This window comes from Kitasatospora sp. NPDC033851, assembly GCF_055576085.1.
Genome location: NZ_JBVIRL010000041.1, coordinates 3,214 through 17,615, shown reverse-complemented (window position 1 = coordinate 17,615; position 14,402 = coordinate 3,214). Strand labels below are relative to the sequence as shown.

The 14,402-nt window shown below is 69.7% G+C and carries 11 protein-coding genes; 5 read left to right on the top strand and 6 right to left on the bottom strand.

Translation table 11 applies throughout. The features are described 5' to 3' along the window. Window positions 1–237: 237 nt before the first annotated feature. The 5 genes from ACZ51D_RS40015 to ACZ51D_RS39995 all read right to left on the bottom strand — a co-directional run bounded on the left by ACZ51D_RS40015 (window position 238) and on the right by ACZ51D_RS39995 (window position 6,203). A complete protein-coding gene (locus ACZ51D_RS40015) occupies window positions 238–774 on the bottom strand; it encodes a hypothetical protein (RefSeq protein ID WP_465665186.1) in 537 nt (178 codons plus the stop codon). Next, complete coding sequence (locus ACZ51D_RS40010) at window positions 743–2,428, bottom strand: helicase associated domain-containing protein (protein ID WP_465665184.1); 1,686 nt, start codon at window positions 2,426–2,428, stop codon at window positions 743–745. Before ACZ51D_RS40010 ends, ACZ51D_RS40015 begins: the two co-directional genes overlap by 32 nt. A gap of 197 nt (window positions 2,429–2,625) precedes the next feature. Further along, complete coding sequence (locus tag ACZ51D_RS40005; protein ID WP_465665182.1) at window positions 2,626–3,042, bottom strand: hypothetical protein; 417 nt, start codon at window positions 3,040–3,042, stop codon at window positions 2,626–2,628. A gap of 891 nt (window positions 3,043–3,933) precedes the next feature. After that, window positions 3,934–4,917 carry a hypothetical protein gene (locus ACZ51D_RS40000; RefSeq protein WP_465665180.1) on the bottom strand — a complete coding sequence of 328 codons (984 nt, stop codon included), beginning with the start codon at window positions 4,915–4,917 and terminating at the stop codon, window positions 3,934–3,936. 350 nt (window positions 4,918–5,267) lie between these two features. Continuing rightward, window positions 5,268–6,203, bottom strand: a complete 936-nt coding sequence (locus ACZ51D_RS39995; RefSeq protein WP_465665178.1) for an NADP-dependent oxidoreductase — start codon at window positions 6,201–6,203, stop codon at window positions 5,268–5,270. A gap of 265 nt (window positions 6,204–6,468) precedes the next feature. Here ACZ51D_RS39995 and ACZ51D_RS39990 point away from each other — a divergent pair, with 265 nt between their 5' ends. Together ACZ51D_RS39990 and ACZ51D_RS39985 are read left to right on the top strand one after the other, a co-directional pair. Continuing rightward, window positions 6,469–7,032 carry a DUF4158 domain-containing protein gene (locus ACZ51D_RS39990; RefSeq protein WP_465665243.1) on the top strand — a complete coding sequence of 188 codons (564 nt, stop codon included), beginning with the start codon at window positions 6,469–6,471 and terminating at the stop codon, window positions 7,030–7,032. Then, complete coding sequence (locus ACZ51D_RS39985) at window positions 6,924–7,742, top strand: hypothetical protein (protein ID WP_465665176.1); 819 nt, start codon at window positions 6,924–6,926, stop codon at window positions 7,740–7,742. Before ACZ51D_RS39990 ends, ACZ51D_RS39985 begins: the two co-directional genes overlap by 109 nt. A 179-nt stretch (window positions 7,743–7,921) precedes the next feature. Here the strand turns inward: ACZ51D_RS39985 and ACZ51D_RS39980 are convergent, their stop codons facing one another. Continuing rightward, complete coding sequence (locus ACZ51D_RS39980; RefSeq protein ID WP_465665174.1) at window positions 7,922–11,371, bottom strand: tetratricopeptide repeat protein; 3,450 nt, start codon at window positions 11,369–11,371, stop codon at window positions 7,922–7,924. A gap of 427 nt (window positions 11,372–11,798) precedes the next feature. Here ACZ51D_RS39980 and ACZ51D_RS39975 point away from each other — a divergent pair, with 427 nt between their 5' ends. The 3 genes from ACZ51D_RS39975 to ACZ51D_RS39965 all read left to right on the top strand — a co-directional run. Further along, the gene (locus ACZ51D_RS39975; RefSeq protein ID WP_465665172.1) at window positions 11,799–12,119 is read left to right on the top strand and encodes a hypothetical protein; all 321 of its coding nucleotides are present in this window, start codon (window positions 11,799–11,801) and stop codon (window positions 12,117–12,119) included. 316 nt (window positions 12,120–12,435) lie between these two features. Beyond that, entirely contained in the window at window positions 12,436–13,302 is an 867-nt protein-coding gene (locus ACZ51D_RS39970; RefSeq protein WP_465665170.1) for a hypothetical protein, read from the top strand. 62 nt (window positions 13,303–13,364) lie between these two features. Beyond that, window positions 13,365–14,402: DUF8189 domain-containing protein (locus tag ACZ51D_RS39965; RefSeq protein WP_465665168.1), on the top strand; the 1,038-nt coding region annotated here is incomplete at its 3' end.

Sequence of the window (14,402 nt, the reverse complement as noted above, 5' to 3'; positions counted from 1 at the left end):
CGGCGGGGCTTCTCCTGTCTCGCGAGGTGTGATTCCCCAACGCGCCGAGCAGCTAATTCAAATCGCCAAGGATTTCTCTCGGCCCTCCATCCTCGGCGATCACAATCACGGCACTCTCGCTCGCATTTTCCTGTCAACCTTGAGACCCTAAGGGAAAATGCAAAACGCTCGACTGGAGTTTCCCAGCCGAGCGTCTTGCATTTGATGATCCTTAAGTCCAGTTAATGCCAAGCCATGCTAGTCCGGCAGCGGATCTACACAGTCATCACTTGACATGATGATCTGAATTCCAGATGGCGAAGCAACGGATTCCACTCCGAGTTCAGCATTGAATCTGGCAGAGAAAAAGGTCACATAGCCAGTGTAAATATCTGGCTCTGTGAGTATGGGAGCCGAGGAGATGCGAGCTGTCAATGACGGCTGCGGCGACAAAGCTTGAGCCGCGTGAAGCGCATCCCAAGCAAATGCAACACCCCGGCGCATGAGCGCCTGGATCTGCCCGTACCCCAACTCCTCAATATCATCATCTGGAATCCCCCGCCCGTTGACAGCGGACTCATAGCTACCCACGTTCGGAAATCTCGACCGCTCTCCGAAGTAAGATTCACGGAACTTTACGAGCAGGGTAGCGCCAGCATCCACCGTCCAGCCAGCCTCGATCACGAAGTGCAGCGGTGGGCACCTGTCCGATGAACGGATACTTTGCAGGAAGTCGGCCCCCAGCACCCGGCTGGCCTCAGGACTAATCCTCGACACAAACAACTCCTCGCTCACGGTCAAATTGCTTCACGGACAGCCAGATCCCGTCCAGCTTCGCGGTCGCCGGGATCGCCAGGTGACCGTGCTGGTGGTGGAACGCGGCGGCGTAGGCGTAGCCGCGTTCCCAGGCGTTCGCGTTCTTCGACCAGATCATGCCGAGCGCGTCCAGTTCGCTGACCCGTGCCGGGTCGAGCAGGCCCTGGCCGTTCAGGTGGCGCTGGCGGGTGAGCCAGGAGATCAGCTCGGCGTGCTTGGCCTTGTCGGTGGGGTCGAGGTGGCCGTGCTGGAGGTGGAACACGGCGGCGACCGCGTGCATGCGCTGCCACTCGACCGCGCGCGGGTTGAACGCGCGCAGCTTGACGGTCTGGAGGATCTTCGCGGCGTGCTGCTTCGCGTTGATCCGCAGCCACTCGATCGGCGACTCCATCGGGACCGACTGCTGCCCGCCGTCCTCGGGCTCGGCAGCCCCGCTCCCGGCCGGCTTGGCCGCGGTGGTGTGGGCGGTGCCCTGGGAACGGCTGGCGCGCAGCTCGGTGATCCGGCCGACCACCCGGGCATCGTGCGCCGCCAGGGCGCGCAGGACGCGCCAGATCGTACGGAAGGAGGAGGCCTCGATCTCGGCGTCGGCCTCGGCCTTCACGGCCTCGCCGGCGTCGTGGACCTCGGCCGGGTGCGCGGTGGCGGTGTCGTCGCCGATCTCCGGCGTCGGCAGGTAGACCGGGATGATGACCCAGGAGACCTTGCCCTGGCGGTAGGACTGGCGCAGCGCGCGGCCGACGGCCTGGACGATGTCGATGACGCTCGACTTGGGGTCCGCGAAGCAGATGGCGTCCACGGCGGCGACGTCGATGCCCTCCGTCAGGAGCCGGCTGTTGCAGAGGATGCAGCACTCCTCGCCGTCCTCGCCGGTGGCGGACTTGAACGTGGTGAAGGCGGCCCGGCGGTCCTTGAGCCGGTCGGTGCCGGCCACGGCGAGGGCGGTCAGTCGCTCCGGGCGCTCCGCGTCGGGCAGCAGTTCCGCGGTCTCCAGCAGGGAGCCGGCGAACTCCCGCGCCGTGGACACCCGGGAGTGGAAGGTGATGACCCGGCGCAGGTCGAGGTCGGCGACGGCGCGCAGCACCGCGATCTGCAGGGCCGGGCGCAGCAGTTCCTCGTTGCTGCGCTGGGAGCGCAGGTCGGCGACGGCCGGGAGGTTGAGCAGCTCGCGCAGATCCTCGTCCGTCACCACCGGCACCAGCACCCGGTAGTCGGCGAGGTAGCCGTGCTCGATCCCCTGTCCGAGCGTCCAGGTGAAACAGACCTTGCCGTAGATCTCCTCCGAGTCCATGGAGCACAGGACAGGCAGCTTCTCAGCGCCTTCGGTGTCGGCGAGGTCGGCCAGGCCGTCCTTCGCCCGCCGGTCGTCCGCGATCCGCGGGGTGGCAGTGAAGTACAGCCGGCGCTTCGCCGGGACCTGAGCGTCGTCGTGGACGGCCGCCCACGCCTTCCCTTCGGCACCTGCCGTCCGGTGGGCCTCGTCGATGATCACGAGGTCCCACTGGGCCAAACCCCAGCCCTGGTGGGCCTGGACGATGCGCTCCAGCGAGGCGTACGTGGCGTAGACGGTGACCGGCTGATTGTCCGGGGCGCCGTTGACCAGGTCGGTGAGCCGGGCCGCCTGCGTGGTCACCTCGGCCTCGCCGCGCTCGGGCTCGACTGGCGCTGACCCGCCGGGCCCGACGCACCGCCGAGAAGCGCTCCAGGCCGTCCCTGCCCGCCTGCACCAGCTGCGTCCGAGGAACACGGCGGGCAGGCCGGGCGAAGGCGGCCTGTCGGCCTTCCCGGACCGCCCGCACGCGCGGACTCGCTATCGGGAAATGCCCTGGGTCACGTCCACGTGGTGACGGAGAAGTCGATGGTGGGCTGGCTGGCCCACGAGATTTTGTCGATCTTCGCCATCACCACACGCTTCTGGTCGGTGATGACACAGATCGCAGCGCCAGCAACCATGCCTTGATCTGCGGCGTCGCGCTGACTGTCGAAATGAACCGACTCCAGACCACCGCCCGCAGCAGCCGCGCGACATGATTCAAGGGTGGCAGCTGATCCCTCCTGCAGAAGGCCTGCGGATCTTCCCTTCTCCAGCTCAAGAACTGGGGTGATACAGCCGGCCCATCCCATGTCGAAGGCGTTGGCTTCCCGGCTCGACAGTTCCCGGGTGTTGACCTTCTGGGTAAGCCGGTCTGCGTCAAAGTCGATGTGGAGATAGGTGATGTTGTCGCAGGCCGGCGGCGACAGCCTCATCGGGCGAGGTACGGAGGCGGCCGCCGGGGGCGGCGTAGGCATCGCTGGGCTGCTGGTTGGTGTGGAGCCGTTAGTCGGCGGACCGGAGACGGCCTGCGGGCTGGCAGGCGGCTGATTCGACGGGCGCACCGCAGCTGTGCTGACCGTCGATGTGGTCGGAGGAGCGGCTGGTCCCTTTGCTCCTGTGCTGCTGTCGTTTCCCCATAGCCCGAACAGGCCGGTGATGAGCGCCGTAGCAACAGCGGGAATGCCCCCGTACAGAGCGGTGAGCTTTGCGATGCGGTACGGATCGGGAGGATGCGGAGGGGGGCTTCCAGGAGGCGGTGTGGGAGATGGGGAGGGGGAGGGAGAACCAGTGGTCACGGCAGCTCTCTCTGTCGGCGCTCGATGTCTAGGCTCGCTAGCTTCCCATGCCTGCACATGGCTTGACCAAGCGTCAGTTCTACTGATCTGCAACAGTGGTTCCTTCACGTGTCAAGGAACCAAGGCCAAGTGCTGGGGCGCGCGACCGAAGCGATCTCCTAGCGAGCAGCCAAGAGATCGTTCCGGGCGGTAAGGGTCCTGCTGACCGGGGAGAAGGCCCGCGCGAAGGCGGGAGCATTCAACGGGAGCGTGGCCGCGCTCGCCCAGTACCCGGTGCGCCCGGGATCAGCGACCGCCGTGCCGCGCCAGCACGTCAAGGAGATCGCCGACAGTGACGGCAGCACGGTGGAAGCTCGGGGTGTGGATCTCCAACACCAGGGCCCGCCCGGGCAAGCTCACCGGGGAGCACCTGGCCGCGCTCGCGGAGCTGGGGCTCGACAGGCGGTGAACCCGTGCCCACCGGGGTGGTTGGCCGATCGGGGGTGCAACGCGTTCCGCGTTGCACCCCCGTGTTGCACCCTGGGTGGGCTATCTGTGCAGGTCAGGGGTGCAACGCGCTTTCCGCGTTGCAGCGCGTTGCACTGGTCCAGTCCCTGATGTTGCGTCAGCGGTTGGGGTACTTCTCGGCGTGGAGCAGCCGGATGTGCCACCAGGGGTCGTCGAGTTTGCCGGCCTTGGCGAGGCGGAGTTCGCGGCCTGTGGGCAGGGCAGGATGATCGGCTGGCGGCCGTTCATGCGGCGGCTGCTGTCGCAGGCGGGGCACTCCAGCTGGTCGGGGTCGGCCTTCTCGCGTAGTTCGAGGATGGTGCCGGGTTCGCCGCCGATGGAGCCCTTGCAGGTGTAGCAGGGGTGCATGGCGGCGTTGGCTTCCCGGGCGGCGAGTAGCTGGTTGCGCTCCTCGGTCTCGCGGGCTTCCTGCTGGCAGTCGGTGCAGAGCTTGGTGCCGTCGCTGGCGCCGTACTTGTAGTCGTACTCGTCTTCGCGGCGGTTGCAGCCGGGGCAGCGGGTGGCCTCCAGGCGCCGCTCCTTCTCTTCCTGGGCGGCCTTGTTCTCGGCGGCGATGCGTGCGCGGGTGCGATCGCGGTAGTCGGTGTTGGCCAGGGCGTCGGCGAGGGTCTGCCAGTGGTGGCTGCCGAAGCGCCACCAGATCGGCGCGTGCGGGCCCTTGGCCTTCAGGTCCTCGAGGTGGCAGGCCAGGATCGGGATCTTGCCGGTGAAGTCGAAGTCGCCGCGGGGCTGCCAGTGCCGGACGGTGAGGTCCTGGACCTCGTTGATGGTGTTGTTCAGGGCTCGGGGTCCGGCGCCGGCCAGGACGAGCGCGATCGGCGGAAGCGTCTTGGGCGGGGCGGTGGGGTATTTGCGGCGCCAGGTCGGCAGCTGCTTCGCGGTGGAGGGGTGGCCCTCGTGGCCTGGGTCCTTGTAGGTGAGGGCGAAGTACTCGGCGTAGCCGTCGAACTTGCGGGCGATCTTGGCGTTGTCGCCGTTGTGGAGGTCGACTTCCACCAGGAGCACGGGCACGCGGTCGGCCGGCGCGATCAGGACCGCGTCGGCGATCTGCTAGCGGCCTGCGGGCAGGGGGTGGGAGTCCTCGGTGGTCCAGTCGGCGATTTCGCCGATCGGGCCGCCCGGGGTGTTCGCCCCGGTGAACGCGACACAAGGGCGGCACCCCGCTGCTCGGTGCCGAACAGCCTGGCCAGCCCGGGCCTTTCGGCACCTGAACCGAGGACGACGACCAGCAGTACGACAACCCCGCGCCCGAGCAGGACGACGCTCTGCGGTGCTGACGCCGGTGCGTCCACCTCGCTCCGGAACTCCAAGATCATTCCTTAGCGCTAACGGCTGTACCGCTACTACAAGCGTCGTTACGGGAGGGTAATGACGACCTTGCCCCGGGTGTGCTTGCCTGCGAAGTCGGACACCGCCTGCGGGGCATCGGTGAACAGGTAGGTGGCGCCGATCTCCACCCGCAGCCGCCCGTCGGCCGCTCGGGCGGCCAGGTCCTCCAGATCGCCGGGCTCGGCGGTGAAGCTGCCGATGTAGACGCCAGTGACTCCCCGGCCCAGGTCCTGCGGCCCGAAGAGGGGGGAGACCAGCCGGCCCCCGTCGCGGACCGCGCGGGCCGTGGTGGAGAGCGCGTCACCACGATTGATCAGGTCGACCACCACGTCCACTCCGTCCGGGACCTGGCGCAGCGTCTGCTCCGCGACGTCGCCCGCCTTGTAGTCGACGGTGCCCTGCGCGCCGAGCCCGCGCACGTAGTCCGTGTCCTCGGAGGCCGCTGTGGCGATCACCTTGGCGCCGAGCGAGGCGGCGAGCTGTACCGCGTACAGGCCGATACCTCCCGTCGCACCGACCACCAGCACGCTCTCCCCTGCTGCGAGGCCGACCGCGCGCAGCAGGCACGTGGCCGTCATCCCGGACTCGGGGATGGCAGCGGCGTGCGGTGCGGCGAGGCCGGCGGGCCGCTTGGCGAGGTGCGGGCCGACCGCGACTACGGTGTACTCGGCGACGGCCCCGGCTTGACCGGTGAAGGCGAGCACCGGGTCGCCCGGTGCGTAGGCCGTAACCCCATCACCGAGTTCGGCGACGGTGCCCGCTGCGTCCATCCCCACGACGAGGGGGTGCTCGACGGGGAAGAAGTCCTTCATCGCACCTGTGATCAGCGCGAGGTCCAGCGGATTGAGGGCTGCGGCCTCCACCTTGAGCAGCACCTCACCGGGACCTGCGACGGGCTTCGGGAGGTCGGTGACGGTGATCCCGTCGAGCGTCGTGTACTCGCGGGCTACGAGAGCCTTCATCCGGGAACTCCAGTCGGGCGTGAGCGCGGAACAGGTCGCGTTCACTTCTACACCCTGGCGCCCCTGAACCCGGGTGAGCGGCGGCGGCGCGGCGAGTCATGGGCGGCAGGAGGGATCAGCCGAGTCCGAGGGGTTCGGTGACGACCACGACAAGACCACCCGTCCGTCTCTTCATCGAGACGGGCACTGCGTGGACCGATACACCGCCGGAGATCACGGGAAGTCACCGCCACGCTCGACAAGACCGACCATTCGCGACAGTTGAATACGCGACCCCACCAGTATCAAGACCGAGCACCAGCTGGCGCTGCTGCTGGCGCTGAAGTCGTACCAGCGGATGGGCGGCTTCCCGAAGGCGCACGACGTGCCGGACCAGGTGATGGAGTTCGTGCGCCGGGTGGCGGAGCTCCCGAAGGACACCCTGCCGGTGTACGGCTCGGAGCGGACGGCCAAGAGCCAGCGGAGCATGGTCCGCCAGCGGTGCGGGATGCGCTACGACGGACCGGGGGCCCGCGCGCTGGCCGAGGAGACGATGCGGATCGAGGCGGCGTCGAAGAACAACCCGGCGGACCTGATCAACATCGCGCTGGAAAAGCTGGTGGAGGCCGGGCTGGAGATCCCCCGGTACTCCACCCTGGACGCGATGGCCTCCACCGTGCGGGCCCGGGTGAACGAGGAGATCCTGGCCGGCATCCGGGAGCGGATGACCGAGGACGAGCGGTGCGGCTGCTGGGCCTGGTGGACGTCGTCGGCCTGGACGGCAAGACGCTGTTCAACGCGCTCAAGCACAACCCCGGGCGGGCGACCTGGTCGAACTTCAAGCGCCTGAAGAGCCACCTGACGTGGGTCGACGGGCTCGGCGAGACCGGCAAGTGGCTGGAGTCGGTGGCGTCGGGGAAGGTCGCGGACTTCGCTGGCGAGGCGGAGTCCCAGGACGCGGCGACGCTCAAGGACTACACCGCCCGCCGCCGGGTCGCGCTGATCGCCTGCCTGGCCGCGAAGGCGAGGATGCGGGCCCGCGACGACCTGACGACGATGTTCTGCAAGCGGATGGCGGGCAAGGCGAAGAAGGCCCGCGAGGAGCTGGAGGAGATCCGGCGCCAGCAGCAGGAGATCGTGGAGCGGCTGGTCGCCAACTACCGCACGCTGCTGCAGCAGGTCGACGTCGGCGGGCCCGCGCAGACGGCGCGGGCGAAGGCCGCCGCGCTGACCAAGCAGGCGCTGGACGCGCTGGAGGGCCTGGACGAGGAGTCCAGCGCGGCCGAGGCCGCCTCCAAGCTGGAGGGCCGGGTCTCGCCCGCCCTGCTGACGCTGGCCGAGGGGCTGATGGTGCAGTCGAACGGGCTCGCCTCGCTCACCGCGGCGGTGGAGGGGCTCGGCGGGTTCGACGCCCAGTACGCGCAGATCGAGCGGGTCTCCGCGCACCACGGCGACAACTGGGAGGTGCTGCTGCACGGGCACCTGTCCGCCGACCTGGCGCAACGCGTTTTGGGAGGGCGACCACAAGCGGGTCCCCGTGCAGGTCGACGTGGACGGTGAGCTGGCTGTCCGGGGATCACCTGGTTCATCGACTGCGCCACCCGCGCGATCACCGGGGTGGCCGTCACGCCTCACGCACCGTCCCGGGACGCGGTGCTGGCCGCCAGCGAGCCGTCGTGGACCTTTGTCCAGACCCGCGCGCTCCGGGTTCGCTTCAAGCAGCTGGTCAGCGAAACGTCTCAACTGCTCCGGTTGTCAGTAGAAGTGTCGGTGAGGCTGGCGGTGAGGAGGCTGGTCCGGATGCGCTCGGTGTCGGGTACTGCCAGCCGTTGGACAATAGCGAGAGCCTGATGAAGATAGGTCTCATACTCGCGGGCGTTTCCCTCCTGGCCGTAGCCGTTCGCGATTCCTTCGAGTGCGCGTGCCTCCTGAAGCGGATAGGAGATCGCACGGGCGATCTCCAACGCCCTTGCGTGATGGTCACGTGCGTCGACCCACCGCGCGCGCTTCGCAAGGAGCCTGCCGAGCGCATTGAGGACTTCCGCTTCGAGCCCTGGGTCCTGGAGATCTCCGCACTGGGCCAGCGCCTGGCTCAGGCTCTCGGCTGCGGCGTCGAGTTCTCCCGTGGCCCGTTGGGCATCGCCGAGGTGGACCAGCGCGCGTGCTTCGGCCGCTGGCACGCCGATGGCGCGGAACCCGGTCAGGGCCTGCTGGAGGAGTTCGACGGCCTGCGCGTGGCGCCCGGTCTCATGCTGGAGGCTTCCCAGCGTGACGAGGGCGTCCAGCTCGCCCCGGCGTATGCCCGCCGTGCGGAACATCTCCAACGCGGCCCGGAGGTTTTCGGCGGCCACCTCGTGCTGCCCGGTCACGAGTTGGACACGTGCCAGTAGGGCGAGGGAGTTCGCGTGGCCGATCGGGTTTCCCATTGCACGGAGGATCTCCAGAGCTGCACGGTGGTTCTCGACGGCCTCCTCGTACCGTCCCATCGCCTCCTGCGCCAGACCGAGGCCCTGATGGGCGTTGGCTTGGCAGAACCGGTTTCCCATGGCGCGGAACTGGCTGATCGAGGCGTCGTGGTTGCGTGCCGCGTCTTCGTAGCGCCCGGTCTTCTCTCCGATCAGGCCGAGATTGAAATGGACGTTGCCCAGGCCGACCCGGTCCCCCAGGGTGCGAAACAGGTCAAGGGCCGGCGGGAGGCTCTCGGTGGCCTGGTCGGTCTGCCCGGCGAGCTGTTGGACGAAGGCGAGTCTGACCAGAGCATTGGCCTGGCCAGGAAGATCGCAGGCTTCCTGGTAGATCGCCAGTGACGCGCGGCACGAGTCGATCGCGTCCTCGTATCGTCCCTCGCTCTGTTGCACATCCCCTAGACAGAGGAGCGTGTATGCCTCGCCGAGCCGCTCACCGAGCGTCCGGTACAGGGTCATTGCCTGCCGGAGCAACTCTGTGGCCGGTTCCAGATGCCCCCGCAGGTCTCGAAGCTTGGCCAGGTAAACCAGGGCGTCGGCTTGGCCGAGCCGGTCGCCCGTGACAATCGCGGTGTCCAGAGCGATCTGGTGCAGGGTCTCGGCCTGTTCCCAGTGGCCCTGGCCCCGAAGGATCTCGTGCAGGGCCGATGGCAGACGTACAGCGTGGAGCGGGCGGTTGTGTGCGGCGGCGAGCTCCACGGCCGCGTGCAGGTTGGCGCGTTCGGTCAGCATCCAGGCGGTTGCCCGTTCCGGGGTCGACAGGTCGGGGCTGATCGCGGAGGGCGCGTGTCTGGTGGCGGGCTGGCTGTGGCGGGCGAAGTGGCGGTTGGCGGCGGTGCTGCCCGCCAGGTAGTAGTCCAGCAGCCGGTCCAGGGCAGCGACGCGTTCTTCGGGCCGGTCCGCCCCGGCAAGGTCGCGGGCGTGCTCGCGCAGGAGGTCGTGCATGCGGTAGCGGCCGCGGACCGGTTCGTCGATCAGATGATGGTCCTCCAGTACCTCCAGCCGCCGCCGGGCCGTGGCGAGGTCGGTGTCGTCCAGCGCGGCGGCGGCGTAAGCGTCGAGGTCGTCACCGGGGTGCAGGCCGAGCCGTCGGAAGAGCCGTTTCAGGTCTGCCGGCAGGTGGCGATAGGAGAGGTCGAAGACGGCGGCAACCGAGGTCGTCCCGGCACAGATCGCGTCCAGGCGCCCGGTGGCATCGCTGAGGTCCGAGACGAGGTCCGCGACCGACCAGGACGGATGGTGACGCAGACGGGCCGCCAGAAGCTGGATGGCCAGCGGCAAGTACCCGCACAGGCGCACCGTCTCGACGACCGAGGGGTCCTCGGGCGGCAAGCCCGCCCGGCCCGCTCTGGCCGTGAACAACTCGGCGGCCTCGCGCGGGGGCAGAACGTCCAACGTGATGGGGACGCTGTCCTCAAGGCCCACCATCCGGCGGCGGCTCGTGACCATCACCAGGGTTCCGGGCGCGCCGGGAACCAGGGGGCTGACCTGCTCGCTGCCGAGAGCGTCGTCCAACAGCAGCAGGATCTTCTTGCCCGCCACCCGGCTGCGCCACATCCCCGCCCGCGCTGACAGTTCGGACGGGATCTCCCGCGGCGCCACCCCGACGGCCAGCAGCAGGGCGGCGAGGGCTTCCGCCGGTTGGACGACGCGCGTGCCCGGCGTGTGCGCGTGCAGTGGCAGGAATATCTGGCCATCGGGGAAGTAGGAGGCCAACCGGTGCGCGCAGTGGACGGCGAAGGCGCTCTTGCCGATGCCTGGCATGCCGTCGACGGCGTGGATCCCCAGCACTCCACCCGCTTCGGCGCCGCGGCGGCACGCGGCGAGCACGGCGGCGAGTTCTTCGCGACGCCCGACGAACGCGGAAACGTCCCGGGGTAGTGAGGCGGCCGGGAGTGCTGTTGCCGGCGACGCCGTTGCCGCGCGTGGTGACGAGGACGCGGCTTCGCCGTCGGAGGCCAGGATCTGCTGATGGGCGTGCCGTACCGGGGCGCCCGGGTCGACGCCGAGTTCCTCGGCGAGCCTGGTGCGCAGGGCGCGGTGGACGTCGAGGGCCTGCGCCGTGCGGCCGCAGCCGTGCAGGGCGAGCATGAGCTGGGCGTGGAAGGCCTCGTGGAGCGGGTGTTCGGCGGTCAGCGCGGTCAGGTCGGCGACCAGGTCCCGGTGGCGTCCGGTGCGCAGGCCCGCGGTGAACGCCCGTTCCAGCAGGGCGAGTCGGGTCTCGCGCAGCTGGGTGGCCTGGGGGCCGGCGGTGAGCCCGGGCACGTCGGCGAACGGCTCGCCCCGCCACAGGGCCAGGGCCTGGTCCGCGCCGGCCGTCACCGCCGCCCAGTCTCCGTGCTCGTGCGCGTCTCGCACCCGCTCGGCCGCGCCGGCGAAGGCGAGTGAGTCCGGTTCGTCCGGCTCCACGGAGAGCAGGTAGCCGCTGGGCACCGACCGCAGCCGGGGGCCGTACGGGCCCAGCGCCGTCCGCAGGCGATTGACGTGGTTGTGCAGGGAGGCGAGCGCCGTGCGGGGCGGAACGCCGTCCCACAGCAGGTCCACCAGGGCGTCGACCCGGACGGCCTCACCGGGCGTGCACAGGAGCCCGGCCAGCAGCGTGCGCACCTTCGGGCTGGCGAGCGGCAGCGGCTGCCCGTCGCGTTCCACCTGCAACGGCCCGAGCAGCCCAAACCGGATCCCCACGCCGAAACCCCCGTAGTAATGAGCGCTCACATCGGCCATGGATCGCTGTTATCGCCATATTAGAGGCCTGTGAGCAGGCGGAGTCACGATCGGTGCATCCGTCCGGTCGGGCGTGAACGGGCAATGGTTCGTTCCTCCATGATCCGGTGACACGAACCTCGGGGGAGACCGCTGCCGCGTACGCCAGGCGCGTCGTTCACTCGGTGACTGCCCTGCTCGGTAGTGGCATTGCCAGGCTCGGCGGCACACCTCTCCCGTCAATCCCAGAAGGCTCCGTCATGATCCGCACCCGTATTGCCCAGGCCTCCGCGGTCGCCGCCGTCTCGCTCACCGTCCTGCTGATCGCTCCGGCCGCTTCCGCAGTCACCGGTGGCGCTTCCGCTGCCGCCACGTCCGACCGCCGCCACGACTGCCACCACGACCGCCGCCGGCTCGGACAGCCTCGGCTGGGGCGGCTGAGCGCGGGATGGACATCGTCTACGCCAGCCTCAGGCTCCGGCGGCCGGGTGAGGTGGCGCAGACGAGCGCAGCGGCCGCGGCAGAGGCGGTGGACGCCCTCTGGGCGCACACCGAGCCCGCCGACGGACTCCAGCACGTCAGCGTACAGCCCGCCCATGACCGGCTCGACCTCCTGCTCTACCTGCTCAGCCACGACCCGGCCGATGGGGCCGACGCCGTCAGGTGTGCCCACGGCCTGATCTCCCGTAGCCACCGGACATCTCCCCTGCTCCTGCGCTGCTACCTGCCCCCGGAGCCGCCGGAGGCCGCGGACCACTCAGCCCGGTGACCGCCACGCCCACCGCGCAGCGCCGGCCACCCGGGCACCACGCCCACCGCGTCGCGCCGGCCACCGGGGCTCCACGCCCACCGCGGCCCGCCGACCGTGGAGCGCGCGAAGCCTACCCAACTTCCCGGTAGCGGCGTTCCCGCCCGCCCGGTCCCGTTCCTCCCGCTGCCGGGCCAGGTGTCGCCGCGGCGACCGCGTCCCGCCGCCGGCTGTGACCGCTCCACCCGCAGCGCAGGACAGCCGTCCCCGCGACATGCACACCCGCCCCACTCCTAGCCGCCCTCTTTCTCGACTCCCCATGAAGGGACGACCCGTCATGCCCCTTGTCCGCCGTCGCCGAGCGCTCCTGATCGCCGCCGTCCCCGCGATCGCCCTCGCGGCTGTTACCGCGAACCAGTTCGTCCCGACGTCCTCGGCGGCCACCGCACCGGCCACCGTCTCCCCGACGGCCGCCCCCGCCCTCGCGGCCGCCCCCGTCACCGCGGCCGCCCCCGTCACCGCGACGCCCCGCGCGGCGGCCACCACCCCCTCCTCGCCGGCGGCGGTGCCCCCGGTCGACGCCTCCGCTCCACCCGCGCCCGCCGTGCCGGCACCGCCGGCCGGCACCTCTCCCGCCGGCCAGGCCCAGCCAGCCGCACCGATCGCTCCCACCCAGCTGCCCAACAGCGCGAAGGCGGGCTGGAAACCCCTCGGTGCGCCGGTGCCGCGCCCCACCGGCCAGCACACCGACCTGAACGAATGCCTCGGCATCGACGGCGCGACGGGATGGCTCCAGCAAGGCTGGGCGAGCACCGCCAAGACCCCCGCCATCCAGGACACCTTCACCTTCGCCACCCCGCAGGCCGCCGCCCAGGTGTTCCAGCAGCTCACCTCCGCCATGAACACCTGCCAGGACCGGCTTGCCGCCCTGCAGAGCCAGAACGGCCGCTCCCCCGACGCCGCCGTCACCGCGACCGCCACCGCCGGCGGCGCCGCCGCCTGGACCTACCGGTGGACCGCCGTACCGGGCTTGTCCGCGCCCGGGCAGCAGTCCCAGCACGTCTACCTCGCCCAGCAGGCCGGGCAGTTGACCGTCCTGCAGTACACCGACCTCGACTCCGCGGGCCAGAGCGACACCGCCACCGCAGACGGTGACCGAAAGGCCCTGGACGTCCTCATGGCGCAGCTCACCGCAGCCCGGTGACCCGCCCCCGCACGCACGGCACCCGCATGACTGCCCACGTTCCCGCTCCCGAAGGAATCATCATGAACCGTTCCAAGTCCACCACGTTCACCTCCCTCGCCACGACCGTCGCCCTGACCGCCGGCGTCGTGGCCACGCTCGCCGTCGGCAGCCCGGCCCAGGCCGCGTCGAGCGCCGGCGGAACGATCAGCCGCAGCGAGGTCATGGCCCGGGCACAGTCCTGGGTCGACGAAAACGTCCCCTACAACCAGGGCGGTTACAAGACCGACGCGAACGGCACCTACCGCGAGGACTGCTCCGGATACGTCTCCATGGCCTGGCACCTCAAGGAGAGCATGGTCACCTGGACCCTGCCGGACGTGTCCACCAAGATCGGCTTCTCGGACCTCAAGCCGGGCGACGCGATGGACTACACCGCCGAGCACACCTTCCTGTTCGCCGGCTGGACCGACAAGTCGAGCGGTGCGTTCAAGTACTACGCGGAGAGCAACCCGAACAACCCCACCCACGGGCCGACCTCCGCCAACATCAACAACTCGAAGGTCGAGGGCTGGCCCACCGGCTACTACACCGCCCTGCGCTACAACAACATCGTCGACGACACCCCCGCCCCGACTCCGACTCCGACTCCGGTGGCCGGGACGACCGGTGCGAGTGTGTACGTTCCGGACGCGAAGACCACCGAGGTGTTCAGGCCGGGCTCGGACGGTCAGATCTACCACACGTGGTACACGACGGGCTCGACCGGCTGGTCGAACTGGCAGCTAGTCGCGCCGGGCAAGTTCGTCGGCGAGCCGCGGGCGGTCTACCACGCCGACAAGAAGACCACCGAGGTCATGGCCCTGGGCACCGACGGCCAGATCTACCACTCCTACTTCACCGCGGGCTCCGCCGGCTGGAGCGACTGGCAGCTCGTCGCGCCGGGCAAGTTCACCGGCCAGCTCCAGGTCGTCTACCAGGCCGACAAGCAGACCACCGAGGTCGTGGCGATCGGTGACGACCAACAGGTCTACCACTCGTGGTACACGACGGGCGCGACCGGCTGGTCGAACTGGCAGCTCATCGCGCCGGGCAAGGCCACGAAGGTGCAGACCGTCTAC

What these genes read in the sequence shown, in the direction of transcription:
- ACZ51D_RS39980 (WP_465665174.1), bottom strand. Translation starts at nt 11,371, where the DNA reads ATGGCCGATGTGAGCGCTCATTACTACGGGGGTTTCGGCGTGGGGATC.
- ACZ51D_RS40005 (WP_465665182.1), bottom strand. Translation starts at nt 3,042, where the DNA reads ATGAGGCTGTCGCCGCCGGCCTGCGACAACATCACCTATCTCCACATC.
- ACZ51D_RS39970 (WP_465665170.1), top strand. Translation starts at nt 12,436, where the DNA reads ATGCCCCTTGTCCGCCGTCGCCGAGCGCTCCTGATCGCCGCCGTCCCC.
- ACZ51D_RS39975 (WP_465665172.1), top strand. Translation starts at nt 11,799, where the DNA reads ATGGACATCGTCTACGCCAGCCTCAGGCTCCGGCGGCCGGGTGAGGTG.
- ACZ51D_RS39995 (WP_465665178.1), bottom strand. Translation starts at nt 6,203, where the DNA reads ATGAAGGCTCTCGTAGCCCGCGAGTACACGACGCTCGACGGGATCACC.